The sequence below is a fragment of the Paenibacillus wulumuqiensis genome (assembly GCF_000971965.1).
Classification (GTDB): Bacteria; Bacillota; Bacilli; order Paenibacillales; family Paenibacillaceae; genus Saccharibacillus; species Saccharibacillus wulumuqiensis.
This window is the reverse complement of record NZ_LAQP01000001.1, coordinates 515,842-541,032: the sequence shown is the minus strand read 5'-3', so window position 1 is coordinate 541,032 and position 25,191 is coordinate 515,842. Positions and strand designations below refer to the sequence as shown.

The following is a 25,191-nucleotide window of genomic DNA, read 5'->3' as shown; positions in this document are numbered from 1 at the left end:
AAAAAGCAGCTCTATCCCTGTAGGGAAAAGCTGCTTTTTTCTGCGAAAGAACAACGAAAAAACAACGAAAGAACAACTTGTTTCTATTTGAAGGATAGGAAACTATGACTCAAATCCAGCAAACGACTGGATCGCGGTCAAGCAGTTGGTGACCGGATGATAATCCGCTTTGGGCGGAGGACTCTTGATATTGCTCTGCTTGTGGTTATCAACGCTGAGCTGCTGGTACCAGCCTCCATGCTCCCGATCGATCAGATGGTCCCAGCAGTAGGCGAACAGCCGGTCATAGAATTCCAGATAGACGGATGGATCATCCGGGGTTCTGGCACTCAGTATGGCCGCGGCGCCCAGTCCCTCGGTCATCACCCAGTACAGTTTGTCCGGCGCAATCATCTCTCCATCGGTATCCATAATATAGTAGAGACCACCATGCTCGGGATCGGCAGCCTTGTCTGCAGCATGGGTGAACAGGTTCACGGCACACGGATACATCCAGGATTCGGGACGGTGCTGTTCCAGCCGCAGCAGCAGTTTGCTCCATTCGATCGAATGACCGAGTATATGACCGTATGGTCGGATCTCATCCGAGGTATCTTTATAATTGAATGTCCAGTCAATCTGCCAGTTCTGGTCATAATGTTCCCAGATCAAGTCACCGGATTGCGGCAGCAGGTCGAACATGACCTTGCGGGCAATAGAATAGGCCCGATCAAGGTAATGGGATTCACCGGTAGCTTCATAGGCAGCCATCATCGCTTCGCATGTATGCATGTTGCCGTTCTGACCGCGATACGAAGAGACTTCCTGCCAGTCTGCACTCATCTGATCGACATAGATTCCATCCTCTTCGCGCCAGAAATGCTGTTCGAGCACTGTGTAGATATCTGCCAGCATATCGGCTGCCATCGGGATGCCCGCCTGATGAGTGGTAGCGGCGGCCAGCAGGGCAAAAGCATGTCCATACAGCTGCTTGCTGGAATCCTGGACCTGATGATTCTCCAGAATCCAGTAGTAACCGCCATGCTGCTGATCCCGCTGATACTCCTGCAAAAAGCGCAGACCATGCTCTGCCAGCTCACGGTATACCGGATCATCACTCAGCATGGCCGCCGTGCTGAACACATAGACAAAACGAGATTGCCCGACAAGGTGCCGGGTAGGATCATCACATAACGTACCATCATCAAAAAAGCAGTGATGATAACCGCCAACCTCATCATCTCTGCATTGGGGTACATAAAAGTTGACCGTATCCATAATATGCTGCTTCAAAAAATCAGGTGAACGAAAATCAGGATAAGTGGAAGACATACGAATAAACCTCCTTGCAAGCTGTAATGAATATCTCCATAACGACAGAGGATGTTCTGGAACGCCGGGTAGATGCCTGTATTCATTCCATGGCTATATGATTACCCTGATTGGCAGAAGGGCTAACGAATTTGGGGTTATTCCTTGATTGGATTATAATAAAAGAGAAATGTAGGCGTTTTCGCCGAAAGGTTTTACCCATTTCAATATGATCGGCAGCGTCTGCATCACCACACTCGATAGAGGAGGCAGTATAATGGATTATGGATATATGGGGCGCAGCGGTCTGCAGGTATCGCGGCTGTGTCTCGGTACGATGACGTATGGGGATTGGGATATGGATGAACAGAGTTCGCTGTCCATACTGGATCGGATTCTGGATTCGGGTATTAATTTTCTGGATACGGCAGATACATACGGGAAGGGAACGAGCGAAGAGATTATTGGCAAAGCACTCAAAGGGCGCCGTGACCAGTTTATCGTCGCTACCAAGTTCAAGGTACGTACTGCCGAAGGACCCAATGGGGAAGGGGCAAGCCGCTACCGGATTATGCGCCAGGTGGAAGCCAGTCTCAAGCGGCTCGGCACCGACTATATTGATCTGTATCAGATTCACCGTCCGGACCCGCATACTCCGATCGATGAGACGCTGCGGGCGCTCGACGATCTGGTGGCTCAGGGGAAAGTACGCTATATCGGATGCTCCAACTTTGAAGCATGGCGGATGGTGGAATCGCTGTGGACGAGTGAGAAGATGAATCTGGAGCGCTTTGTGACCAATCAGCTGTCCTACAGTCTGCTCAATCGCTATAGCGAGCAGGAGATCCTGCCTGCCGCCGAGCGTCATGGACTCGCCATTATGGCCTATTCGCCTCTGGCTGGCGGCTGGTTATCCGGCAAATACCGCAAAAATCAGCCGCTCCCGGCAGGATCGCGTGGGGAGCAGATGGATCTAAGCACACCGGGCAATCAGCATAAGCTGAATGTAGTGGAACAGCTGGCTGAACTTGCTGATGCAAGAGGAGTCTCCCTGAGCCAGTTCTCGCTCGCCTGGCTGCTGCGCCGTCCGAATGTTATTCCGATTGTCGGTATTCGTAACGAGCAGCAGCTGGCTGATAACCTTGGAGCCCTGGAAATCCAATTGTCCGAGGAAGAGATTCAGCGGATTGATGAGATCATTCCGAGTCCATATCAGGATTTCTCGAGAGATGGCAGTTTTACCATTTCCAAAATTGCCATGAGATAGAGGAGACAGCGGGATGGCCGGAAGTGCGGTGGATTTCGCAACCATGAACATTGCTTTCTATTATGCAGCACGCCTTGCCAGCCGAAAGTTCAACCTGCTGGCAAGGTGTGCTGTTTTCATTTTACTGAAGAATGGCCGGGCTGCCCTGTTATAGGAAATAACTATTTCAGCCGGTATGGCTTGGATTCGACAGACTATTTATGCTACGATAACTCCGATTAGTCCAAAAACCGATCTGCCTTCAGGGCAGATCCTGAACGGCAGCAGGAGAAGACGGAGCGTTCGAAGGGGGAAAGGTATTGACACTACAGCAGCTGCGGTATGCCATTGAAATTGCGAACTGCGGTTCCATGAATGAGGCGGCAAAGCGGCTTTTTATTTCGCAGCCGAGCCTTTCAAATGCCATCAAGGAACTGGAAAGTGAATTGGGAATTTCCATTTTTGACCGAACCAACCGGGGGATCAGCATTTCTGTAGAGGGAATGGAGTTTCTTGGCTATGCCCGCCAGATTATCGAGCAGGCGGAATTGATCGAGAATCGGTACCATGGCAGCAAGCGCAATCTGGTTCATTTCTCCGTATCGACACAGCATTACGCTTTTGTGGCGGATGCTTTTGTGAAGCTGATGGAGCAGACGGATATCAACGAATATAATCTCCATCTGCGGGAGACACAGACGTACAATATTATCGAAGATGTGAAGACACTGCGCAGTGATATCGGCATTTTGTATATTAACGAGCGCAATTTTAAAGTCATGAATAAGCTGTTCAGCGACGGTAACCTGATGTTCACGCCGCTGTTCAATACGAGCCCGCATATTTTTATCCGGGCAGCCCATCCGCTGGCTCAAAAGGAAATGGTCACCACCCAGGATCTGAGCATGTATCCGTATATTACCTTTGATCAGGGGGCGAATAACTCGCTGCATTTCTCGGAGGAGATGATTACTTTCTCCTCGACAGCCAAAAGCATCAAGGTACATGACCGGGCGACACTCGCCAATCTGCTGTCCGGCACGAACGGTTATACCGTAGGAACCGGCATTCTGGTGTCCCAGTTCAATTATGAACAGCTGGTCGCCGTACCGCTGCAGACGAATGAAGACTTTACGGTCGGCTGGATCGCACACAAGGATCGCAAGCCGAGCGAAGTGGCTTCCCAGTATATTGATATACTCAACGATCTGGTGTCCAACAGCTATCTGAATATGAATCAATTTCTATTATAAGTACAGGAGGAGCCTATGCAGAGTCCAATTACAGGAACCAAACGAAACACGCCTCCTTTCCGCTGCGATATTGTGGGCAGCTATCTGCGTCCGGAATCGATCCGGGATGCGCGATTCCAGTATGAGAGCGGTGAAATGACTGCCGAGCAGCTGCGAGCGGTAGAAGATGAAGAGATCACTAGGCTGGTACAAAAGCAGAAAAGTATGGGACTGCAGACGATCACCGATGGGGAGTTCCGCCGTACCTGGTGGCATCTGGACTTTTTCCTCGGTATTCGGGGGACCCAGAAGATCGGTCTGCCTACAGCCGGCATTGATAACCGTAACCGGGCCGAGAGCTTCCGCATCGTGGATAAGATTTCGTTTGGCAACCATCCGATGGTAGAGCATTTTCGTTATTTGCAGCAGCTTGCCGGTGATCGCACTGCCAAGATGACCATCCCTTCGCCAGCACTTTTTCATTTTGTGGAAAATTATAATGGCAATGACGTATACAGCGATCAGGAAGAACTATACCGGGACATTATTCATGTGTACCAGACAGCGATTCGTGCATTCTACGATGCGGGCTGCCGTTATCTGCAGCTGGATGATACGACATGGGGGACGCTCTGCAGCAGCAGACACCGGATGCTGCTTCGCAACCGCGGTCAGGACCCCGATCAGCTGGCCAGTGATTATGTGCGTCTGATCAATGAGAGCATTGAGAACTGTCCGGAAGATATGACGATTGCGCTGCATGTATGCCGGGGCAATTTCCGTTCAACCTGGTTCGCGGCAGGCGGTTATGAGCCGGTCGCCGAAGAGCTGTTTGGCAAGACCCAGGTAGATGCCTTTTTCCTGGAATATGACAATGAACGCGCAGGAGATTTCCAGCCGCTGCGTCATATCAAAAACCAGTTTGTGGTACTGGGACTCGTCACGACCAAGCATGGTGGACTGGAGAGCAAGGAAGTACTCAAGGAACGGATCGCCGAAGCTGCACAGTATGTGCCTCTGGATCAGCTCTGCTTGAGCACCCAGTGCGGCTTTGCTTCGACCGAAGAGGGCAATATGCTGACCGAGGAAGAGCAGAGGAACAAGATTCGATTGGTTATCGATACGGCAAATGAAGTATGGACCCAATCCCCTGCGGCATTGTTATAGGCCAGGGCTATAGCAGGCAGATATCTTGTGTGTATCAGGTATCTCGTGTATATGACATATCAGGATACTAGGTTCAGGATGATTGAAGGAATCATGGCTCTGTAAAAACAGCTCGTTATGTAAGGGGCTGTTTTTACAGAAATGCTTCATCTCTGGATTTTAATATATTAGGATGGATGACAGTGAGGTAATCGTAATGAAGAAAATGATAGTGGCTTTAATTGTAGTCATAATTATAGGTATATATATAAGTCAAAGTACATACCAACGAGTGGATGATGAAAGTATTCAGACAATCGTACAGAAAGAAAATCTAGTTTTATTGGATTCTAAAATAATGGATACAGACTCTTCTTCATTTGCAGTAATTTATTATCAGGATCAAAATCAGCTTGGTACGGGAATTATTACAATATCCGGTAAGACACCAAAATTGGCAAAAGAATTGGAAATTGCAGAGCAGCATGATCAGCCGGTTCAATATCTGGGAACAAAAAGCGGCTATCCTTATGTAGGAATAACTATTCATGATAAAGAAATCTTGAAATATGCAAAAACGATTACGTTGAAATTGCCGGATCAAAAACCACAGGTGAAAAATGTACAAAAACCTCAAAGCTCTTTTCTATTTGTAGGAACAAAGTCATTGCAAAACTCGTCTAACCATCTACAGTATGAAATCAAAAATGATACAGGTGAAATTTTGTATGAAAAGAATTATTGATTGGATGGTTAAATAGGAAAGTGAAAAGCAATATACACAAAAGCCAGCCTGGTATATCCCGGGCTGGCTTTTGAATATGCGATATATCTATTTTTAGGATCGGTTGGTGTTAACTGGGTTCAGAACAATTACAGACCTTCACGCAAGAAGGCATTTGCCAGTTTCATGGCGCCTTTTTTGGCCTGTGTCTCTGCCAGCACGTTCAGCATCACAAAGTCATGAATAATACCCTGGAAACGAACAGCTGTTACCGGTACGCCAGCTTCACGCAGTTTGTTGGCATACGCTTCGCCTTCATCGCGCAGCACATCGGCTTCACCGGTAATGACGAGTGCTTCCGGTAGGCCCTGAAGCTGCTCGGTCGTAGCACGCAGCGGGGAAGCGGTGATCTGGGCACGATCATTCGGATCGGTCGTGTACTGATCCCAGAACCACTGCATTCCTTCACGGGCGAGGAAGTAACCTTCTGCAAACTGGTGATATGATTCCGTATCGAAGCTGGCATCCGTTACCGGATAGAACAGCAGCTGTTTATGAATGGTCGGGCCGCTGCGTTCTTTGGCCATCAGGGTGATTGCTGCCGTCATATTACCGCCGACACTGTCGCCACCTACATACAATTTGGATGTATCAAAGCCTTGGGCGCTGCCCTGCTCGGCAATCCACTGCAGTACAGCATAGATCTCTTCGATGGCTGTCGGATATTTGGCTTCCGGAGACAGGCTGTATTCCGGGAAGACAACCGCTACTCCGGCACCAACGGCCAATTCGCGAATCAGACGGTCGTGGGTATGCGAATTGCCGAATACCCAGCCAGCACCGTGAATGTATAGCAGTACCGGCAGCTCGGCAGGAGCACCCGGAGGTCGTACAATACGGATCGCAACTTCGCCATCCGGACCGCCTGGAATTTTCAGATCCTCGATATCCACTTCAGGCTTGGCAATATCGCCGGATTGAACTTCGTTTACCGTCTCGCGTCCTTTTTCCGGTCCCAGATCGAACAGGAAAGGTGGCTTGGAATTATCATCGGCAAATTTCTGTGCAGCAGGTTCCAGGTATACTTTTTTCTCGGTAGTCATGGGAAAGCCTCCTCAGGTTAATGTACTGGTTTGCATAAAGTTATATCGTTTGTCGTATATCTTGTTGTCAAAGCGACTAAGCTGTCTATCAGTAATGGTACCATTCAGCCAAAAAATATGTACATCAGCCGCTTTGTTATTGCCTTCGCAATTACTATAACAAAATTTAATTGTGCAATTGCTTCTATAAGGAACGTAAACGTAAAAGAAGCTGATGAAACATAATCTGAGCGGGCTTACCAGCTGTCGGCCTCTGAATACACTTATATGATGAGCCGGACAATAACTTGGATAGAACCAGTTGCAACAGAAGGTCATAGGGAATTGGACAGAAGGTAGGTAGTTGCTGCGAACTGCTGTATAATGAAGGAAAGATTCAGACCGAACGTTGGAGAAAGGAACATTCATATCATGAACAGACGTAACTATACCCTGCCGGATGACCGGAACGAACAGCATGAACCATGGGATGAAGATACAGGCAGCCCGTATGCCGAAGAGCTGGAAGCCTTTCTCGACTGGATGAAAGATGCAGGTTATACCGGGTATACCCGCAAAGCTTATCTTGGGGATGTACATGAATTTCTGGAATCCCATTCCGTAAAAGGCAAGCCGCTCGATGATATCAAAAAGCGTCATGTGCTGTCCTACTTGAGCGGCGCACGTTCAAGAGGCGTTAGTGATTCGACACGTAATCGCAAACATGCAGCAGTCAGCTGCTTTTTCAAGGCATTGATGGAACTGGAGATGGCAGGTGCCAATCCTGCAGCGGGTATCAAAAAGGCCAAAACCGAACAGAACAAGGAACCCGTCTATCTGGATGAATCCAGACTGAGCGGCTTTTTGCAATCGGTAGAAGGCAAGTATCGTACGCGTAATCTGACTGTATTTCTGCTCATGGCCTATATGGGTCTGCGCGTAGGTGAAGTCCATCTGCTGAATATACAGGACTATAACGAAGAGCGCGGTACGCTGCAGGTATTCGGTAAAGGGCGGAAATGGCGTACACTTCCGGTGCCATCAGCAGTAGCCGACTTTCTGAAGCTGGCAATCCAGGAAAGACTTACCCCGTGGCGGGATGGGGAAAATGCACTTTTTATCTCGCAAAAGGGGACCCGGCTATCGATCCGCAACATCCAGCAGATTGCAGCAGACACCTTTGACAAGTTTCAGGAAGATGTAGAGCCAGGACAGCGTCTGCCATATTCCAGTCATAAGCTGAGACACTCCTTTGCCACAATGCTGCTGCGGCAGGGCACCGATCTGCGGACCGTACAGGAGCTGCTTGGTCACTCTTCGATTCAGACGACGATTATCTATACCCACGTCAGCAGCCGGGAAAAGCAGGAAGCCATTTCACGGCTTGATATCCAGCTGCCCGTACCGCTGCGCAGTGATCGGGAAGAGGCGGCAGAATAGCCCTACCATTGGGCAGCCGTTGTGGGTCCGATTATATATGCTCTGGCTGACCAGATGGAATAGGCTGGGAATAAGAGGGCTTCGGTACTGCTGTTTAGTATCTGAATCAAGAGAAATACATAGCTTGCTTGCCCTTCTCATCAGATGAAAAGAAGGATATGGAAAGCGATAACCAACTGTGGTGCATCAACCTAGATCGGTTTAGTAGGCGAAATATTGATCGTGGGAGCTATTGTATCACTTTCTCGAAAAAATTTTCAATAATTCAACGCGTTGAAGTGTAGTATTGCGTAGTTTTCTGTAGGTACCATTTAGTATTAGTGAATAAATGTGAATATACCTTACAGAAGAAAGGATTTCGTCTATGAGTAACCTTAAAGACAATACTTCATTATTCCGACGCAAACCGATTGCAGCAAGAGACAGCCAACTCAAACCTGTGCTCGGTGCGCTTGATCTAACCACTTTGGGGATCGGTGCCATTATCGGTACAGGCATTTTTGTACTTACCGGGGTAGCGGCTGCCAATTATGCAGGACCAGGAATCGTGCTATCCTTCCTATTGGCCGGAATTGTGTGTGCTTTTGCAGCACTTTGTTATGCGGAATTTGCTTCTTCCGTGCCTGCATCCGGTAGTGCGTATACGTATAGCTACACTACATTTGGTGAGATTATCGCCTGGATTCTTGGATGGGATCTCATTCTGGAATATGGCTTTGCCAGTGCTGCGGTAGCGAGCGGATGGTCAGGGTATTTCCAGAGCCTGCTGTCCGGAGTGGGAATTGAGCTGCCCAAAGCATTAACCAGTGCTTTTAATCCTGCTAATGGAACATATTTTAACATAACCGCTTCGATCATTACCTTGGTCATTGCGCTTCTGCTGACACGCGGAGTTAAAGAAGCTACTCGTGCTAATGGCATTATGGTTGCCATCAAGCTAATCGTTGTACTTATTTTTATCGGTGTAGGTGTGTTCTATGTGCAGCCGGACAACTGGACTCCATTCTTGCCGTTTGGCTGGTCCGGGGTAACTGCCGGTGCAGCAACCGTCTTTTTTGCCTATATCGGATTTGATGCCGTATCTACTGCTGCGGAGGAAGTAAAACGGCCGCAGCGTGACCTGCCGATCGGTATCATTACTTCGCTTGCCGTATGTACCGTTCTGTATATCGTTGTATCGCTGATCCTGACAGGGATTGTTCCTTACAAAATGCTGGACGTAAGTCATCCGGTAGCCTTTGCACTGGAATTTGTACATCTGAATGGAATGGCCTGGATCGTATCTCTTGGTGCGATTACAGGTATTACGACTGTACTGCTCGTTATGATGTATGGACAGAGCCGTCTGCTGTACTCCATGTCCCGTGATGGTCTGCTGTCCCCTGTCTTCTCCAAAGTCAGTGGCAAAAGCCAGACGCCTGCAGTAGGCACATGGATTGCCAGTGTGATCATTGCCTTTTTTGCCGGCTTTATCCCGCTGGGCAGCCTGGCGGAATTGACTAATATCGGCACACTGTTCGCCTTTACCGTAGTCAGTATCGGTGTAATTGTACTGCGTCGTACCCAGCCGAATCTGCAAAGAGGATTCCGTGTACCGCTGGTACCACTGATCCCGATTCTGAGTGCAATCGGATGTGTATATCTGATGCTGCAGCTAAAAGGAATGACTTGGCTGGTATTCTTTGGCTGGCTGCTGATCGGCCTGGTTATTTACTTCCTGTACGGCAAAAGCCGCAGTCTGCTGAATCCGAACCGCCGTTCCTAATAAATCTGCAAGTGAACCATTGCTGAGTCGCTATCACGCTTTCAGCCTTTAATTTCACTGCAAGAATGTATGCATTGTAAATGTCTTCTATAAAAGAGCATCTTCCGCCTGATTCAGGAGAAGGTGCTCTTTTGCTGTTAAAGGTCTTTGGGAATAGTGGCTAATCATGATCCGGAAAATAATAATCTGCCAAATTTCAAAAAAATATTTATTCACAATCATTATCGGAAAGCTGACATTTCTATTGTTTTCTAAATTAATATGCAATATATTGGTTTCATGAATACACCTCACTATCCCAAATTAAACCGTTTGTCACTACGTGATCAAGTCTATAACATGCTTAAGCAAGGCATTATTGCCCTGGAGCTGTCTCCCGGTCAGAAACTGAATGATATGGAGTTGGCCGGCCAGTTCGGAGTTAGCCGTACACCGGTTCGGGAAGCACTCAAACGACTGGAGGATGAAGGGCTCGTTGAATCCTTTCCAGGAGCCGTTACTCGTGTAGCTCCACTGCAGGAAGAGGCGGCAGCTCATGCTTTTGTTGTTGCTGCTGCCCTGCATAGTCTTGCTGCGCGGCTGTCTGCAGACCAGTTGACTGACGAAGATTACGAGCAACTGGAAGCCGCCAATATGGAATTGACAGCAGCACTTCAGCAGCAGGATGCAGAGAGAGCAATCGCTGCAGATGATCGTTTCCATGATCTATTCCTGATGAGGGCCGCCAATCCCGAGATTAACGGGGCTCTACATAGCATTATGCCCAAAATCCGCAGGCTGGAATATGCCAAATTTAGCGAGGCCAGCCGGGAGCAATCCCCTGCTGATCATATGCAGATTATTGCAGCCTGTCGTCAGCATAATACGGCAGAGGCTGTACGGCTGATGGAGCAGAACTGGCTGAGTCTGGGACAGTGGCTGACTGTACAGCATTCTGATTCTGCTTCAGCCCTTGCCACCGCTCTATCGGCAGAAGAGGAGGACAAGGGATGAAGGCGGTATTGATCGGTGTGATGGCAGCTTTCTTTTTCGCCTCCAGTTTTGTATTGAACCGATCAATGGAGGTAGGCGGGGGACACTGGATCTGGAGCAGTGCACTGCGTTATTTTTTCATGGTGCCGCTGCTTGTCATACTGGTACTGCTGCGCGGCAATCTAACACCGATCTGGAAGGAAATGCGGCGTCAGCCTGGCCGCTGGCTGCTGTGGAGTACAGTGGGCTTTGGGCTGTTCTATGCGCCGCTCTGTGCTTCGGCGGTATACTCGCCTGCCTGGCTGACGGCAGCGGGCTTTCAGACGACAATTCTGGCAGGTATGCTGCTGTCACCGCTGTTCTTTTTCGTCCATCAGACACCCGATGGGCTTGTACGCGAGAGAGGACGGATACCACGCAGTGTGCTGCTGATTGCGATCATGATGTTATTGGGCATTGGACTGATGCAGCTGGGACAAATACATAACAGTCCCGCCCAGGCGAGCTGGCAGGGCATTGCGCTGATTCTGATCGGGGCGATCGCTTATCCGCTGGGCAACCGCAAGATGATGGAAGTATGTGATGGCAGGCTGGATGCATTTCAGCGTACGCTGGGGATGAGCATTGCCAGTCTGCCATTTTGGATACTGCTGTCTGTAATCGGACTGCTGCAGCATGGTCCGCCAGCCGGGGGTCAGACCTTTCAGGCTTTGCTGGTTGCCCTGTTCTCGGGAGTCATTGCGACGGTGCTCTTTTTCGGAGCGACCGATCGGGTCCGTCATCATCCAGCCCGGCTGGCAGCAGTGGAGGCGACCCAGTCCCTGGAAGTGGTGTTTACCCTGCTGGGAGAATGGCTGCTGCTCGGCGTGATCCTGACATCCCTGGGAATGTGGACCGGCATGGTACTGGTCATCGGCGGCATGGTCGTGAATGCCTGGCTATCGGCACGTTCAAATTAAACTTACATTTCTGCTCAAATTCAAGTATAGTGATAGGCAGACTATTTTGGCCTGCTGCATGGAAGCGGCGGGCTGCATCCGTAATAACAAAGGAGTATACCATGCGATTTAATGTTCAATTCCTATCCTTTTTCGTTCTGCAGGTCGAAGGCAAAGAAGGCCAGACCTCCAAGAACTATAAACATTACCAGACGCTTGATGAAGACGAATATGAACTGAGCGAAATCAAGAATTTCCTGCATGCCGAATTCACACGTACCGCCAAGCGCAAAGTCGAGAAAAACCCATCCAGTGAGCAGCCGCCGACCAAGATTGGAACATTCCTCGTGGAACCGGGGCATGAACTGACCAGCAATCCCAATTTCAATCTGTTTGCCCGCTTGCGGACTGTAGATAACAAGGAAGATTTTAAAAATGCCGGCGATGATCTGGTACGCAGCTATCTGGATACCAGTTCCGTACGCGGCGGTGCCCTGATTGTATCCCAGGTCAAGATGGATACACACTTTGATGATCCATTTGTATTTGTCATGAAATGTGATTTTGAAAAGCAGATTGCCCGTATTTCCGATGAGCGCAGTCTGATCAGTGAAGTGGAGATGGCGATCAGCGCTCGCAACATGAAGTCGATCCAGTACCCGCATATGCCCGAGGAAGGCATGATCGAAGAATGGGAGCTCAAAGTGCACCAGTCTTCCCATGCCCGCTATTTTGAGGATTTTCTGAAATTCGTCACTTATGAGCAATCCATTCCCGAGATTGTAAATGAGCGGGTGATGGATTATGTACAGACCTATGTAGAGGAAAAGTGGCCGGATGCGAGCAATGAAGAGCGGCAGCGGGAAGAGCATGATCTGGAGCTGTGGGCAGCCAGTGACAAGCGTGATTTGCAGGAGAAGTGGGAACCGCAGCAGGTGATTGAAGCGGCTGAGCGGATTGTAGAGATCAAGCCGGAGATTGAGATTCGCGTCAAACTGGGCGATACGAGTGTAAGGGGATTGCTGGCGGATTTTGGCTTCCGGATGCATATTGCCAAGCTGGGTGATCATTATGCGATGGTAATCGAAGGCGAGTCATTTACCTTTGAAAAAGGCTTCTCGCCGGTAGAACTGCTGCAGCCGGATACGTTCGAGAATCTGTCGAGACAGCTAATAGAACGTGCGAATCAGCCGCAGGAACCGGATAACGATATTCCGTATTAAATCAAAGATTTGCTTGTCAGATGATTGCAGCAAATAGAATACAAACTTCAGTATATAACGAACGCCGCCTTTCCCAATGGAAAGACGGCGTTTTTTGTCAATTTCCGCATAGCACTGTATAATAACGTAGGATATAATCGCTATGAACAGCGGGTCAGTTACATCGCAGAACCATATTCATATAAGCCACTGCTTCATCAGGAAGCATGTAAGCCCTTGCCTAAAATTTAAAATACAGGCTAAATATTTAACTGGGCAATCTGGCCTTTAAGCTTGGCTGCCGAAGCGCGCAGCAGTTCTTCTTCTTTTGGATTAAGAGGAATCTGCAGCTTCTCACGGATCCCTTCTCTGCCGACAATCGCCGGTACCCCGAGATACACATCGGAGATGCCATGATAGTCATCCAGCAGGGAGGAGACGTTCAGTACAGCATGTTCATTTTGCAGAATAGCCGCCACAATCCGGTCGAGTGCCAGGGCGATCGCATAGGAAGTGGAGCCTTTGGCGTTGATAATTTCGTAAGCGGCATTTTTGGTGCTGTTGAAAATGTCATCCTGCTCGGCTTCATCAAAGGCAATACCTGCGCCTGCCACATTGGCCAGACTCCATACCGGCAGTTCGGAATCGCCATGCTCACCAATGATATGGGCATGTATACTGCGCGGATCGATTTCTTTGTGCTTACCGATCAGATAACGAAAGCGTGCGCTGTCGAGCAGTGTACCCGAGCCGATTACGCGGTTAGCCGGCCAGCCGCTTTTTTTCCAGGATACATAGCTGAGAATGTCTACCGGGTTGGTAGCGACCAGCAGAATACCATGATCATTATACTTGGTAATATTTTTGATAATGTCGTCGAAAATGGCGGCATTTCTATTCAAAAGATCTATGCGCGTCTCACCGGGACGCTGATTGGAACCCGCCGCGATGATAATAATATCTGCATCTTTGCAATCAGAGTAGTCGCCGGCCCATAATTTGACACCGCCTATAAATGGCAGACCGTGATTCATATCAAGTGCTTCACCCAGTGCTTTGTCCTTGTTGGCGTCGATAAATACCAGTTCGGACATCCGGTTACGGAGAAGTAGAGTGTAAGCGGTTGTGGAACCAACTGCTCCTGTGCCGATAACGACTACGCGGTTAGGTTTGGATACGGATTCAGACATTAATTATCATCTCCTTATATTTGTATTACAGATTCGCTACTATTGTAGCGGAAAGCTTTCACAAAGTAAAAAGGTGTTCTATTATCTATAACCGCAAACGCGTTCTTTTAGTATCGAAAATCCAGAAAACTGTAATCGCTTGTAACTTTTCTGTAAACTACCTTTTTTAAAATTAGTTTACTCTTATATAGGTCGTGAAAAATCGAAACGCTTTAGCATCAGGTAAGTGTGTGGAAGGAGAATAATAGATGAAGTGGAGCACGAGTAAATCGCTTCTTATATGGATATCCCTGGTTTTCCTTCTGTCCGCCTGTTCATCAGCAGGCAGCGATAACGCTCTTATGAGTGAGGCTGTACGTGAGCAGCTTCAGAATTCCAAAGAAGATCAGGGTCAGACCATTACCCTCAAAAAAACAACCGATTCAAACATAGATCAGCGTGCAGGTGGAAGACCTGACGCTTCGGAATATCAGATTCAGACGAGACTTACCGATTTCCAGCTGCTCAGCGCGAGCTCAGGCGTGGCCTGGGGGCTGACCCGCAATGAACTGCGTATCTATGTGACGCAGAGCAACGGCAAAACCTGGGACAATGTATCCCCTGCCAAGACGGTTTCTTTCTCGGAGCCGCCGGTCTATGGCAGCAGCATTTTCTTTTTGAACCAGAAAAATGGCTGGGTGGCCCGTAATGCCAATGGTGTGGGTCAGACACTGATCCTGCATACGATGGACGGTGGCCAGAACTGGAATGTAGCTACATTTAACGATAATGGAACCGTGCTCGGCATGTACTTTATCAATGAGAAAACCGGCTGGGTGATGACGTCCACAGACGAATCGGACCACCAGCAGGGCAAGGCCTTTTACCGTACGGAGGATGGCGGAGACAGCTGGACACGGCTGATGCAAAATTCGACCTATCTGAATGCCTCCAAACAGACAGCCAATGAGCTTCCGCAGAGCGGTACACTGATCGGTATGTCTTTCCGGGATGACAAACATGGCTTCGTCACTCTGGAACAGAATGGACGACCAAGCCTGTACACGACAGCTGACAGCGGCAAAACCTGGACTGCCAGCGCCCGGTTCCTCAGTAAAGAAGTGGAGAGTTGTGACCGAATTACGACTGGCAAACCGCAATTTTACGGTACAAGCAAGACGAGCGGCTGGATGAATATCGGCTGTGTCAAGGGAACCGAAACCAGTTACTCCGGCTATTTCACCGAAGATGGCGGGAAAAACTGGACACATGTAGCTTATACCCTGAAGCCGCAGACAGGAATAAATCAGGCGATGGGACCGACTTTCCTGAGTCGCAAGCAGGGCTGGTCACTGATCGATGGCATTGTATATACTACGCAGGATCAGGGTCACACCTGGAAGGCACTGCCGCCCAATGATACTCTGCAAAAGACGCTCGCCAATTATCCTGAAATGGCGAAACTGCAATTCTTTTCCAAAGATGTAGGCTGGCTGCTGGTCGCCAAAAATGAAGAACGCCGCTCGCTGCTCATGCAGACAACCGACGGAGGCAAAAGCTGGCATGTGCTGTAATATACTTTAATAGTTGTTTTGCATTTCCTTCCATTTGAATATACGGAGTTACCTCGGTCTGTTGAATAACAGAAAGGTAACTCCTTTTTTAATATTCTTAAAAGAAAAATAAAAAATAATCTAAAATTTCAGATCTTTTGTGAAAAAAATCACATAATAAGTGCAGAGGATCAGTTATGATTGGGGTGTAGAAAAACAAGGAGATGATTGAGATGAAAGCCAACGTCCAAGAAAACTTTACCCACTATTACATGACCCTTTGTTACAACTGTGAAGAAGCTGCCAAATGCCAGGATGAAGAAACTTGTCTCGCATGCTGGGCAGACCAGGGCTTATTCGATGGAGAGAAAGATGATACACAGGAAATGCTGCAAGCCTACTATGCATAACCATCTGGCTGGTATTCTCCAGATCAGGCGTCAGCAAGATAACATCCTTTTAGAGAAATGGAATCCATATCCCGGCAGCTCCTAAACCTCCACACTTCCAAAGTTAGCGAAGTGTGGAGGTTTTTGCGTTGGACAGCCGTAGGCTGACAAGGGGCGACAGAATTGCGTATATTGAAGAATGGAAAGAACCCATGTTTCGGGTGCGGTTCAATCGTTGAATAGTGCAGTAGAGGGCAGAGTGTTACGCTGTCTATCCATCATGGACGAACATTATGCAGCTATTTATGCCAATTCGCAATAATGGAGGAGATCAATCATGAAATATACATCAAGCACAGTAATTATAACCGGCGCAGCCCAGGGGATCGGCAAGGCAGTAGCAGAAGGGTACGCTGCAGAAGGGGCAACCGTATTTCTGAGCGATGTACAGGAAGCAGAGGGGGCAGCGACGGCGGCCAGGATTCGCGAGCAGGGAGGACAGGCACACTTTTTACCCTGTAATGTACGCAGCGAAGCGGATGTACAGGCTTTGATCCAGGAAGTGGTCAAGACGACAGGTCAGATTGATGTGCTGATCAATAATGCCGGAATTAGCCATTGGAAATCACCTTATGAACTGACGGTAGATGAGTGGGATGAAGTGATGAATACGAATGTAAGAGCATGCTTCCTCATGTCACGGGAAGCTGCCAAGGTGATGCGGGATCGTGAAGGGGGAGCGATCGTCAATATCTCTTCTACCCGGGCACATATGTCCGAGCCCAATTCCGAAGCCTATGCCGCTTCCAAAGGAGGCATCACCGCGCTCACGCATGCGCTGGCTGTATCTCTGGGACCCGATCATATCCGGGTCAATTCCATTAGTCCCGGATGGATCGAGAATGGCGACTATACTGCACTCAAGCCGGAAGATCACACTCAGCACCCGGCACAAAGGGTCGGCAAACCGGATGATATCGCCAGAGCCTGTCTGTTCCTGACGTCCAAGGACAATTCCTTTATTACCGGTGCGGAGCTGGTGATCGATGGAGGTATGACCCGGAAAATGATCTATATCGAGTAGTCGGCAGATAATGAATACTAATAACGCCTCAAATCAAATGACGTCATGAAAATCTGACATTCATTTATTTGAGGCGTTATTTGCGTTAATCCTGTATACAGTATGAAGTAATAGAGACTGATTATTTATTTTGTGGTTGATTGGCTTTGAAAGAGCTTCGACTCATGCTTAGCAACAAAAAAGCCATATATAGGAGTGCTACACAGCCTATAATTAGATAAGAAGAAGTTAAACCAATCCGATCTGTAAGAATACTGCTGCTAATAGGACCCAACATCATACCAATTGAATAGGCCGTATTATATACCGCAAAGGTAACACCGTAAGAGGGAACTCCACTATTTTCAGAGAGACTGGCCAACTCTGGAAGACAAGGCGCAAGTACCATCCCCATACTGACCCCGAGAAGAGCCAGAGCTGCCGCCTGCATCCACATGGAATCGGGCAAGGATGCCAAAGGAAGACTGATGGAGACCATCAATAACCCAATCATCAAAGCCCGCTTGTTGCCGATTTTACTGGAAAGGGCTCCGATTAAAGGAGTTGTTAATCCATAAGCTAATGTCGGAACAATAAACAGAAGGCCGATAAATCCAGGCTGTGCTTGAAACTTTTCTTGCAAATGAAGTGGAAGAGTAGGTTCCAGAACGCTCGGTACTGCAGCGCCGATTACAATAACACCAGCAATTACTAAAATGCTGCGGTTGCGAAGAAGACCAAAAGGGGAGAGAAAGTTGCCTGATTTCGTTTCCGGGAAATCACGTAACAACACAAGGCGTAGAATACCGTCAATAAGGGCAAGGGCAGCAGCGAATAAAAATGGAAGCTGATAGCCCCCTAATTGATAAAGCCATCCGCCAATAGCCGGACCTAATAAAATACCAGCTGCCTGACCGGACAAAGCCAATCCCATCGCTTTCCCCCGTTCCTGGGAAGGGTAAAGATCCGCGAGAATAGCAAGTCCTGCAGTCCAAGTAATGGCTGCTGCTAATCCCTGCAGAGATCTAGCCACTACGAGCATCCAGAAGCTGGTTGAAAAGGCAAACAGTAAAGTAGCTGCTGCCAACCCCAACAATCCCCATAACATGGGTCCCCGGCGTCCAATACGGTCCGATAAAGCCCCAAAAATAGGTGTAGCTATAAATAAAACAATTGCATAACTACCAAAAAGCAGACCAATTTCCGTTTGGGATGCTCCCAAAGAAGAAGCATATCTCGGCAGAATGGGTACAACCAGTCCATAAATTAACATATCCAAAAAAATAGCTAATCCTACAACCAATAAAGCTGCTTTTTGTTTTGATTTTAGTGATGAGTCCACTATAATACCTCCTATATGTTTACTATTAAATATTTAGTACTAAACATTTACTATTGATATGTTTGCATTATAACAAGCTCTCTAAAAACTGTAAAGTAGAAAGATCAAGCTAAAATAGCTTTATGGTTGACATGTAGATTTACTGCTTGAAAAGTACTATAATTTTAGTAATTCAAAAATAATACTGGAGGATGCATTAATGATGACTATAGTAATGGTTCTTGGACTTTTGCTAAAATATGGACCTATGTCCGGCTATGAAATTCAACAAAAAATGCAATCAGCGAAAACGGATAAATGGGCCTATGTCCAGCCAGCCTCCATTTATCATGCTTTGAGAAAGTTGGATAAGGAAGAATTGATTACTCTGCAAACACTGGAACAGACAGGTAATCGATCCAAGGCCATTTACTCGATTACTTCTAAAGGGAAATCAGAATTTGACACGATGCTCATTAATTCGTTCAAAAAAGCTTCTGTTGTATTTCCTACTGCTTTGTATACTGTACTAACTTTTATGGATGAAGCATCCAAAGATGCTCTTATTGAGGCATTAAATGTTCAGCAACAAGCGATTCAAGAAACCTATAATGAGATGAGAGAAGGACAATTGGAAAAAGAAAAGTATTCTGAAGTGCCCAAAAACGTTTTATTTATTTTTCAGAATATTTATGAACAGTGTGAACTTCAGTTGAAATTTTTGGAAGAATTGAAACAAGATTTATTAAAGGAAGAGGAGTCTTCCACTAACAATTAACAGACTTATACTATAAGTTAAAGGCTACTATTTCACTTTGAATAGTAGACTTTTTGTGTATAGAATATAATGTAATTAAAGGTATATTAATCAGCCAAGCCATTTTTTCATAAATGAACATATGGAGCAGATTGTTGAGTTGATCCATCAAGCCAGAGCTTGAGAATGGACAGGGTGTCAATGTCGGACAATATTACGCAAAAGAAATGGTTTGGATTTTTATATTAAAACAGGCCCGTAGTTCGTTGGTTCTCCCAATGAACTGCGGGCCTGTTTCATATTCAAAGCAGACTATATAAGCGGATGATATTTATTTTTTTAATAAAGAGGGGCCTATTTTTAACGCACCGAAGAGGCAAAACGCTGTGCCCATTTTTCCTTGAACAGCGGCAGTGTGCTGTCTCCAAAGATCTGTGCTTCTTCCAGATGTGGATAGCTGGAGAGGATGAATGAAGTCACACCTGCCTCCGCATATTCCATGAGACGGTCCGATACCTGATCCGGAGTACCGACAAACATCAGCGCGCCGCCGGAGCGTACATTGGACAGTCCTGCCCACAGATTCGGTCCTACCATAAAGTCATTGTCTGCGGCCGCATCACGAATCTGATTTTGGCGGTTCTGACCGGTCGCACCGGTTTTGCTAAAGGCAGCTTTGGCACGTTCAATCGTCTCGGGATCGATATCCTTGATCAGATTGCGTGCAGCTTCCCATGCCTCCTCTTCGGTATCACGCACAAGCACCTGCGCGCGCATGCCAAGACGCAGAGGGCGGACGCTGCCATGCTGGTCCGCGTACTGCTGCTGCACTTTCTGAATCTCGACGATTTGTTCCTTGATCATCTCCAAGGGTTCTGACCACATCAGGAACACATCTGCGTATTCGGCGCCGACGCTTTTGGCCATCGGAGAGCTGCCGCCAAAGTAAATCGGAAGCCCGGGCTTCTGTACGGTATCCGGACGGCTAACACCGCCGTTTACTTCATAATAATCACCTTTGAAATATACCTTGTTATCCTGAATGGAAGCATCATCACTGGAGCCAAACTCGGTAGAAGCGAGTCCGGATGCCTGGGACCATACGCCTTTGATAATATCCAGATATTCGCGGGTTCGTGCATATTTCTCATCATGAGCCCGTGCCAGCGGATCGCCCAGTTCTTCCAGATCATCCGGGGAGCTGCCGGTTACGATATTGATCCGCGCTCTGCCCTCGGACAGTGTATCCAGTGCAGCAGCCATACGTGCAGTCAGTACAGGAGCGATCAATCCGGGTCTTACGGCTACGAGAGGCTTGAGCGTCTTGGTAGCTCCAACAATGGCAGAACCGACCACCCAGGAATCGAGACAGGCACCGCCCGTAGGAATAAGAACAAATTCAAAACCGGACTGCTCTGCAGTCTGTGCTACTTTGGTCAAATATTCGAGTGTCGGCTTGCGCTCGGACTCGCGCCCAAGGCTGGTTCCGTCTCCCATCGTAGGCATAAACCAGCCAAATTCTACTTCATCCCGTTGAATATGATCAGATACTGACATAGTAATAGCTCCTTTAAAAGGTATATTTGGAAAGTGATAGTCCTTCTAACTTCATCACTTTGCTTAGTAAACTAATCCGACAAGCATACTTGGTATAAATGATACTAGCATTTTCGTCATAATGTGTCAATTGGTTTGTAAGGTACGGTTGGTAACAGTATAACGTGTCGTACAGAACGGCTGAACCATCTTTTAGATAAGGAATATCTGGCTGTTTGTTGACTACTGCTGGTTGTTCGTCAAGTAATGTTCGAGAAATGCTGCTCGGGAAATCTGGAAATTGGACAGATCAGTACTGGTGGTGAAGGAACGGCCTTTGCGATAAGATAGAAAGCAAATATAAAGGTACGATAATCATCTGTTTATTCATTTATGTCAGTTTTCAATTTACGCTAGCTTTCAATGAGTGATGACAATATCCAATATCATCATGATCAAATGTAAATAACAAACACCGGAGTGATCCGGGTGAGCAAAGGGGATGGAGATAATGAATACGAATATACAGCAGAAAGAACAGCTCAGTATTGGTGAAGTGGCGGAGCGTTCGGGTCTCAGTGTGCATTCGCTTCGATTTTATGAACGAGAAGGGCTGCTGTTATCGACACGCATTACCCGGGATGGAGGTGGCCGGCGGCGTTACAGTGAATCCGATGTGGAGTGGTTATACATTTGCACCCGGCTGCGTGCTTCCGGCATGCCGATTGCCCAGATTCGCCGTTTTGCCGAATTGGTGCGCAGCGGTCCGGGCAATGAATATGAGCGGCTGGCTATCTTGAAGGAACATCAGCAGCAGGTCATCAACCAGATGGAAGAGCTGAACGACTGCCTGAAAGTGATTACTTTCAAAGCGAATGTGTATGAGCAGCATCTAAATCGCAATGAACCGGAACAGACCTGGGAAAATCAGCGCTTTAGCGCTCTGAACACAGATGGTGAAAAATTATCCGAGTAATTCCATTCTTTGGCACAGGTATAGAGCGGCAAATGCAGAACAGCAAAAAAATCATAAAATCACACTTGACCTAGAGTGAACTCTAGCTTGTACAGTTATACTATCATCCACGAAAGGGGAGAATGAATAATGCAGCAATCGTATACACCAACACCACAGCACAAGCTCGGTTCAGGATTTGGACATGACAGTACAGCGAGCGAGGTATTGGAAGGAATCGATCTTCACGGTAAATGGGCTCTGGTCACAGGAGGATATTCCGGTCTCGGACTCGAAACGACGCGCGCACTGGTAAAAGCAGGCGCTTCCGTCATCGTACCGGCCCGTCGACCGGAGGCAGCTCGTGAGGCGCTGGCCGGTCTGGAAAATGTCGAGGTGGATGAGATGGATCTATCCGATCTGGATAGTGTACGTGCTTTTGCCGGGCGCCTGCTGGAGAGCGGACGCAGTATTGATCTGGCACTCCTGAATGCTGGTGTAATGGCCTGTCCGGAGACACGGGTAGGCCCGGGCTGGGAGCTGCAGTTTGCGACCAATCATCTGGGTCACTTTACCCTGATTAACCTGATCTGGCCTACGCTGATAGCAGGGGAGGGTGCGAGAGTTGTGGCAACTTCGTCGACAGGACATCATATCTCGCCGATTCGCTGGGATAATCTGAATTTCGAAGGGAATTATCAGAAGTTTGAAGCATACGGTCAGGCCAAAACGGCAAATGTCCTGTTCGCAGTTGAACTAGACAGACGTGGCATGGAGCAGGGCGTACGCGCATTTGCCGTACATCCGGGCGGTATTCTGACGCCGCTGCAGCGCCATCTGCCCAAAGAAGAAATGGTCGCTCTAAACTGGATCGACGAAGATGGAAATGCAGTCAATTCGGAATTTAAGTCACCTGAGCAGGGGGCAGCGACCCAGGTATGGGCAGCTACTTCTCCACAGCTGGAAGGCAAAGGCGGGGTCTACTGCGAAGATTGTGATATTGCAGAGATGAATGTTCCGGATGGACCGCGTTCCGGTGTCAAAGATTATGCGATCGATCCGGAGCAGGCCAAGCGTCTGTGGGATCTCTCCGTACAATTGACCGGAGCAGATCTGTCCTGAGATTATCCGGCTACTTACGATAGTGGATTAAAATATTATTTTCTGTAGGTAAAATATAGGATTTCCGGATAAGCGAGACGGGTAATATACAAGGTACGGCATTTTACTTTCATTCTGCGGGAGGAATGTAATGATGTTAACCGAGCCCTATCGTCCGGTCGCTTATCGTACAGAGCAGAAGGTTATCCGTAGTACCCGTAATGAATCGAATGTCTCTAATCCGGCTGCTTTATCTGTAAAAGAACACATAATTCGTCCGGCAGCTAAACGTGTTACAGTACGCCAGAAGCTGGACGAACAACTCGGTCAGGTTGGCACATTTCATATGATTCCGGGAGGCAGGGTACAGCATAGTATCTACCATGGCCGACTGGAAGCAACAGGCGAGGATTATCTTGTTATTTGTCAGGTGAACACCGGACAGCGTGAGATACTGCCGCTGACAGCTTTGGTACAGGCGATTTTCACAGAATCGGCTGCAGGCTCCTACATCCGGATTGCCGGTCATGCTTCGCCCCGTAACTTCTTCTAACTTGGTATTATGTCATATTTTTCGATGAATTCCTTAAATAAATGATGGTCTGATTATTGCTGTATGCCAAAAAAACGCCGCTGATACGGATCTTTATCCGTACAACGGCGTTTTCGTGGTATACCTTTTTTTAGCATAGTTATTTGACAGGTTCAGCGTATCATTTAGTTCATGATAAGTGCAGGTACATGCCGGACATTCTGGTGACTACAATACTTATTGTGCAATTGAATCGTTGTAATCCTGGAGCTTCTGGGTAATCTGGGCGGCTGCATCATCAAGTGCCTGTTTTGGCGATTTGGAGCCGTTGATGGCTTCTTCCATCGCTGTCTCGGTCAGCTGACGGGCTTCCGGGAAAATACCCATAACCGCACCCTGAGTAGCCGGATCGATTTTGGTATTGTGAAGCTGGTTGACAGCTGTCTCGAACTGCGGGTATTTCTTCATGTTTTCCTTGATCAGGTCTTCGTCATAGGCTTTTTTGGTAATTGGGAAATAACCTGTGTTTACATTCCAGTAAGCTTGAGTGGAAGGCTCGGTCAGGAACTTGATGAATTTCCATGCTGCCTGCTGTTCGGCTTCCGGTTTGTCGTTCATAATCCACAGACTTGCGCCGCCGACGATTACGCCGCCTTTGCCTTTGTAATCGGCAGAAGGCTTGGGAATAGGAGCAGTGCCGACTTCGAACTTGCCTTCAGCTGAACTGACGATACCGCGCAGGGAAGCAGTGCTGTCCATCGTCATGGCGATCTGACCAGCTGCAAAAGCTTTTTTGGTATCATCAGTTTTACGACCGAGGTTCAGCATCACACCGTCATCGACCATCTTTTTCCACCATGTCAGTGTATTTACGGCTGCATCGGAATTCAGCATGGATTCGGTCGCCAGACCACTGCGTCCGTTGCTGTTGTTGAGCAGTTCTACATCCTGATTGGCAAGCAGCTGTTCCATCAACCAGCCATAGATCGGGAAGGAACCGCCGGATTGGCCGTCTTTGGTCAGTGCTTTGGCTGCTTTTTCCACATCAGCATAAGTGGTTGGTGGATTCTCGGGGTCCAGACCGGCTGCTTTGAAGGCATCCTTGTTATAATAGAGAATCGGGTTGGATGTGTTAAAAGGCATGGAGTACAGCTTGTTATCAAATGTATAGTAGCTCAGAATATTTTCTTCCAGCTGGGATACATCAAATTTATCGGCGTCGATAAACTGCTGCATTGGCGTAACCGCTTGGGAATCGATCATGAAGCGGCTGCCGACTTCGTACGTCTGCATCATGGTCGGACCGCTGCCGGAACCCATGGCTGCTTTGAATTTGTTCAAACCTTCATCGTATTCACCCTGATACACGGCTTCTACCTGTACATCTTTCTGGGAGTCATTGAACTGCTTGACCAGACTGTCTACCGTCTTGCCCAGCTCACCGCTCATGGAGTGCCACCATACGACTTTGACCGGACCGGAGGAAGCTTCACTTTCAGCGGCAGCAGCCGGTTCGGAACCCTGTGAAGATTGTCCGCCGCTGCAGGCTGCCAGGAACAAGAACAGACTCATGCCGAGCAGACTCCATTTGCGACGCCAAAAAGGTTTGAATTTCATGATGAACATTCTCCTTTAATATAATTTAGTAGGTTGCTCTAATAAATGAATTGAATAAAGCAGATAAATCAGATAACACGCACCGTAGTCAATACTGCATCCTGCATACCATACGTATGATGTGCACAAGCAAGAAGCGGGAAGTGCATTCCGTTAATAAG

General features: G+C 47.9%; 23 protein-coding genes. 17 read left to right on the top strand and 6 right to left on the bottom strand.

The genetic code is table 11. The features are described from left to right. Nucleotides 1-102 precede the first annotated feature (102 nt). Nucleotides 103-1,311: an AGE family epimerase/isomerase gene (locus tag WH45_RS10485; RefSeq protein WP_046214296.1), complete on the bottom strand. Its 1,209-nt coding sequence runs from the start codon at nt 1,309-1,311 to the stop codon at nt 103-105. Nucleotides 1,312-1,567: 256 nt separating this feature from the next. On the opposite strand from WH45_RS10485, the gene WH45_RS10480 reads away from it, so the two are divergent. The 5 genes from WH45_RS10480 to WH45_RS10465 all read left to right on the top strand — a co-directional run bounded on the left by WH45_RS10480 (nt 1,568) and on the right by WH45_RS10465 (nt 5,659). Next, nucleotides 1,568-2,557 (top strand): aldo/keto reductase, encoded by a 990-nt coding sequence (locus WH45_RS10480; RefSeq protein WP_046214295.1) that lies wholly within the window; start codon nt 1,568-1,570, stop codon nt 2,555-2,557. Nucleotides 2,558-2,570: 13 nt separating this feature from the next. Continuing rightward, nucleotides 2,571-2,711, top strand: coding sequence for a hypothetical protein (locus WH45_RS23585; RefSeq protein ID WP_156075156.1), 141 nt, complete (start codon nt 2,571-2,573; stop codon nt 2,709-2,711). Between the two features lie 145 nt (nt 2,712-2,856). Then, nucleotides 2,857-3,789: a LysR family transcriptional regulator gene (locus WH45_RS10475; RefSeq protein WP_046214294.1), complete on the top strand. Its 933-nt coding sequence runs from the start codon at nt 2,857-2,859 to the stop codon at nt 3,787-3,789. A gap of 15 nt (nt 3,790-3,804) precedes the next feature. After that, nucleotides 3,805-4,935, top strand: coding sequence for a 5-methyltetrahydropteroyltriglutamate--homocysteine S-methyltransferase (locus tag WH45_RS10470; protein ID WP_046214293.1), 1,131 nt, complete (start codon nt 3,805-3,807; stop codon nt 4,933-4,935). Nucleotides 4,936-5,131: 196 nt separating this feature from the next. Next, entirely contained in the window at nt 5,132-5,659 is a 528-nt protein-coding gene (locus WH45_RS10465) for a hypothetical protein (RefSeq protein ID WP_152663537.1), read from the top strand. A 128-nt stretch (nt 5,660-5,787) separates the two neighbouring features. On the opposite strand, the gene WH45_RS10460 is transcribed toward WH45_RS10465, so the two are convergent. Further along, entirely contained in the window at nt 5,788-6,741 is a 954-nt protein-coding gene (locus tag WH45_RS10460) for an alpha/beta hydrolase (protein ID WP_046214291.1), read from the bottom strand. A gap of 411 nt (nt 6,742-7,152) precedes the next feature. On the opposite strand from WH45_RS10460, the gene WH45_RS10455 reads away from it, so the two are divergent. The 5 genes from WH45_RS10455 (at nt 7,153) to WH45_RS10435 (ending at nt 13,058) form a co-directional block, all read left to right on the top strand. After that, nucleotides 7,153-8,160, top strand: a complete 1,008-nt coding sequence (locus tag WH45_RS10455; RefSeq protein WP_268748568.1) for a tyrosine-type recombinase/integrase — start codon at nt 7,153-7,155, stop codon at nt 8,158-8,160. A 364-nt stretch (nt 8,161-8,524) separates the two neighbouring features. After that, nucleotides 8,525-9,925 carry an amino acid permease gene (locus WH45_RS10450; protein WP_046214290.1) on the top strand — a complete coding sequence of 467 codons (1,401 nt, stop codon included), beginning with the start codon at nt 8,525-8,527 and terminating at the stop codon, nt 9,923-9,925. Nucleotides 9,926-10,204: 279 nt separating this feature from the next. Next, on the top strand, nt 10,205-10,918 hold the full coding sequence (locus WH45_RS10445; protein WP_046214624.1) for a GntR family transcriptional regulator: 714 nt from the start codon (nt 10,205-10,207) through the stop codon (nt 10,916-10,918). Next, nucleotides 10,915-11,856 carry a DMT family transporter gene (locus tag WH45_RS10440; RefSeq protein WP_046214289.1) on the top strand — a complete coding sequence of 314 codons (942 nt, stop codon included), beginning with the start codon at nt 10,915-10,917 and terminating at the stop codon, nt 11,854-11,856. Before WH45_RS10445 ends, WH45_RS10440 begins: the two co-directional genes overlap by 4 nt. A 101-nt stretch (nt 11,857-11,957) precedes the next feature. Next, on the top strand, nt 11,958-13,058 hold the full coding sequence (locus WH45_RS10435; protein ID WP_046214288.1) for a DUF3900 domain-containing protein: 1,101 nt from the start codon (nt 11,958-11,960) through the stop codon (nt 13,056-13,058). A 239-nt stretch (nt 13,059-13,297) separates the two neighbouring features. Here the strand turns inward: WH45_RS10435 and WH45_RS10430 are convergent, their stop codons facing one another. After that, nucleotides 13,298-14,227 carry an L-lactate dehydrogenase gene (locus WH45_RS10430; RefSeq protein WP_046214287.1) on the bottom strand — a complete coding sequence of 310 codons (930 nt, stop codon included), beginning with the start codon at nt 14,225-14,227 and terminating at the stop codon, nt 13,298-13,300. A 341-nt stretch (nt 14,228-14,568) separates the two neighbouring features. On the opposite strand from WH45_RS10430, the gene WH45_RS10425 reads away from it, so the two are divergent. From WH45_RS10425 to WH45_RS10420, 3 genes are all read left to right on the top strand, one after another. Then, a complete protein-coding gene (locus WH45_RS10425; protein ID WP_152663536.1) occupies nt 14,569-15,780 on the top strand; it encodes a WD40/YVTN/BNR-like repeat-containing protein in 1,212 nt (403 codons plus the stop codon). Between the two features lie 212 nt (nt 15,781-15,992). Beyond that, on the top strand, nt 15,993-16,169 hold the full coding sequence (locus WH45_RS23750; protein ID WP_017812139.1) for a hypothetical protein: 177 nt from the start codon (nt 15,993-15,995) through the stop codon (nt 16,167-16,169). Between the two features lie 316 nt (nt 16,170-16,485). After that, nucleotides 16,486-17,232, top strand: a complete 747-nt coding sequence (locus WH45_RS10420) for an SDR family NAD(P)-dependent oxidoreductase (RefSeq protein ID WP_046214285.1) — start codon at nt 16,486-16,488, stop codon at nt 17,230-17,232. 121 nt (nt 17,233-17,353) lie between these two features. Here the strand turns inward: WH45_RS10420 and WH45_RS10415 are convergent, their stop codons facing one another. After that, nucleotides 17,354-18,553 carry an MFS transporter gene (locus WH45_RS10415; protein ID WP_046214284.1) on the bottom strand — a complete coding sequence of 400 codons (1,200 nt, stop codon included), beginning with the start codon at nt 18,551-18,553 and terminating at the stop codon, nt 17,354-17,356. Between the two features lie 202 nt (nt 18,554-18,755). Here WH45_RS10415 and WH45_RS10410 point away from each other — a divergent pair, with 202 nt between their 5' ends. Continuing rightward, on the top strand, nt 18,756-19,310 hold the full coding sequence (locus WH45_RS10410; protein ID WP_046214623.1) for a PadR family transcriptional regulator: 555 nt from the start codon (nt 18,756-18,758) through the stop codon (nt 19,308-19,310). Nucleotides 19,311-19,649: 339 nt separating this feature from the next. Here the strand turns inward: WH45_RS10410 and WH45_RS10405 are convergent, their stop codons facing one another. Continuing rightward, nucleotides 19,650-20,846, bottom strand: coding sequence for an LLM class flavin-dependent oxidoreductase (locus WH45_RS10405; RefSeq protein WP_046214283.1), 1,197 nt, complete (start codon nt 20,844-20,846; stop codon nt 19,650-19,652). Nucleotides 20,847-21,336: 490 nt separating this feature from the next. On the opposite strand from WH45_RS10405, the gene WH45_RS10400 reads away from it, so the two are divergent. The 3 genes from WH45_RS10400 (at nt 21,337) to WH45_RS10390 (ending at nt 23,434) form a co-directional block, all read left to right on the top strand. Further along, on the top strand, nt 21,337-21,801 hold the full coding sequence (locus WH45_RS10400; RefSeq protein ID WP_152663535.1) for a MerR family transcriptional regulator: 465 nt from the start codon (nt 21,337-21,339) through the stop codon (nt 21,799-21,801). A gap of 129 nt (nt 21,802-21,930) precedes the next feature. After that, nucleotides 21,931-22,902 (top strand): SDR family NAD(P)-dependent oxidoreductase, encoded by a 972-nt coding sequence (locus tag WH45_RS10395; RefSeq protein WP_046214281.1) that lies wholly within the window; start codon nt 21,931-21,933, stop codon nt 22,900-22,902. A gap of 130 nt (nt 22,903-23,032) precedes the next feature. Next, the gene (locus WH45_RS10390; RefSeq protein ID WP_046214280.1) at nt 23,033-23,434 is read left to right on the top strand and encodes a hypothetical protein; all 402 of its coding nucleotides are present in this window, start codon (nt 23,033-23,035) and stop codon (nt 23,432-23,434) included. A gap of 216 nt (nt 23,435-23,650) precedes the next feature. On the opposite strand, the gene WH45_RS10385 is transcribed toward WH45_RS10390, so the two are convergent. Beyond that, nucleotides 23,651-25,030: an ABC transporter substrate-binding protein gene (locus tag WH45_RS10385; RefSeq protein ID WP_082096688.1), complete on the bottom strand. Its 1,380-nt coding sequence runs from the start codon at nt 25,028-25,030 to the stop codon at nt 23,651-23,653. Nucleotides 25,031-25,191 lie beyond the last annotated feature (161 nt).

Excerpts from the sequence above, each read along its gene's own strand:
- WH45_RS10485 (WP_046214296.1), bottom strand. The coding sequence starts at position 1,311 with ATGTCTTCCACTTATCCTGATTTTCGTTCACCTGATTTTTTGAAGCAG.
- WH45_RS10480 (WP_046214295.1), top strand. The coding sequence starts at position 1,568 with ATGGATTATGGATATATGGGGCGCAGCGGTCTGCAGGTATCGCGGCTG.
- WH45_RS23585 (WP_156075156.1), top strand. The coding sequence starts at position 2,571 with ATGGCCGGAAGTGCGGTGGATTTCGCAACCATGAACATTGCTTTCTAT.
- WH45_RS10470 (WP_046214293.1), top strand. The coding sequence starts at position 3,805 with ATGCAGAGTCCAATTACAGGAACCAAACGAAACACGCCTCCTTTCCGC.
- WH45_RS10465 (WP_152663537.1), top strand. The coding sequence starts at position 5,132 with ATGAAGAAAATGATAGTGGCTTTAATTGTAGTCATAATTATAGGTATA.
- WH45_RS10460 (WP_046214291.1), bottom strand. The coding sequence starts at position 6,741 with ATGACTACCGAGAAAAAAGTATACCTGGAACCTGCTGCACAGAAATTT.
- WH45_RS10455 (WP_268748568.1), top strand. The coding sequence starts at position 7,153 with ATGAACAGACGTAACTATACCCTGCCGGATGACCGGAACGAACAGCAT.
- WH45_RS10450 (WP_046214290.1), top strand. The coding sequence starts at position 8,525 with ATGAGTAACCTTAAAGACAATACTTCATTATTCCGACGCAAACCGATT.
- WH45_RS10445 (WP_046214624.1), top strand. The coding sequence starts at position 10,205 with ATGAATACACCTCACTATCCCAAATTAAACCGTTTGTCACTACGTGAT.
- WH45_RS10440 (WP_046214289.1), top strand. The coding sequence starts at position 10,915 with ATGAAGGCGGTATTGATCGGTGTGATGGCAGCTTTCTTTTTCGCCTCC.
- WH45_RS10435 (WP_046214288.1), top strand. The coding sequence starts at position 11,958 with ATGCGATTTAATGTTCAATTCCTATCCTTTTTCGTTCTGCAGGTCGAA.
- WH45_RS10430 (WP_046214287.1), bottom strand. The coding sequence starts at position 14,227 with ATGTCTGAATCCGTATCCAAACCTAACCGCGTAGTCGTTATCGGCACA.
- WH45_RS10425 (WP_152663536.1), top strand. The coding sequence starts at position 14,569 with ATGAGTGAGGCTGTACGTGAGCAGCTTCAGAATTCCAAAGAAGATCAG.
- WH45_RS23750 (WP_017812139.1), top strand. The coding sequence starts at position 15,993 with ATGAAAGCCAACGTCCAAGAAAACTTTACCCACTATTACATGACCCTT.
- WH45_RS10420 (WP_046214285.1), top strand. The coding sequence starts at position 16,486 with ATGAAATATACATCAAGCACAGTAATTATAACCGGCGCAGCCCAGGGG.
- WH45_RS10410 (WP_046214623.1), top strand. The coding sequence starts at position 18,756 with ATGACTATAGTAATGGTTCTTGGACTTTTGCTAAAATATGGACCTATG.
- WH45_RS10405 (WP_046214283.1), bottom strand. The coding sequence starts at position 20,846 with ATGTCAGTATCTGATCATATTCAACGGGATGAAGTAGAATTTGGCTGG.
- WH45_RS10400 (WP_152663535.1), top strand. The coding sequence starts at position 21,337 with ATGAATACGAATATACAGCAGAAAGAACAGCTCAGTATTGGTGAAGTG.
- WH45_RS10395 (WP_046214281.1), top strand. The coding sequence starts at position 21,931 with ATGCAGCAATCGTATACACCAACACCACAGCACAAGCTCGGTTCAGGA.
- WH45_RS10390 (WP_046214280.1), top strand. The coding sequence starts at position 23,033 with ATGATGTTAACCGAGCCCTATCGTCCGGTCGCTTATCGTACAGAGCAG.
- WH45_RS10385 (WP_082096688.1), bottom strand. The coding sequence starts at position 25,030 with ATGAAATTCAAACCTTTTTGGCGTCGCAAATGGAGTCTGCTCGGCATG.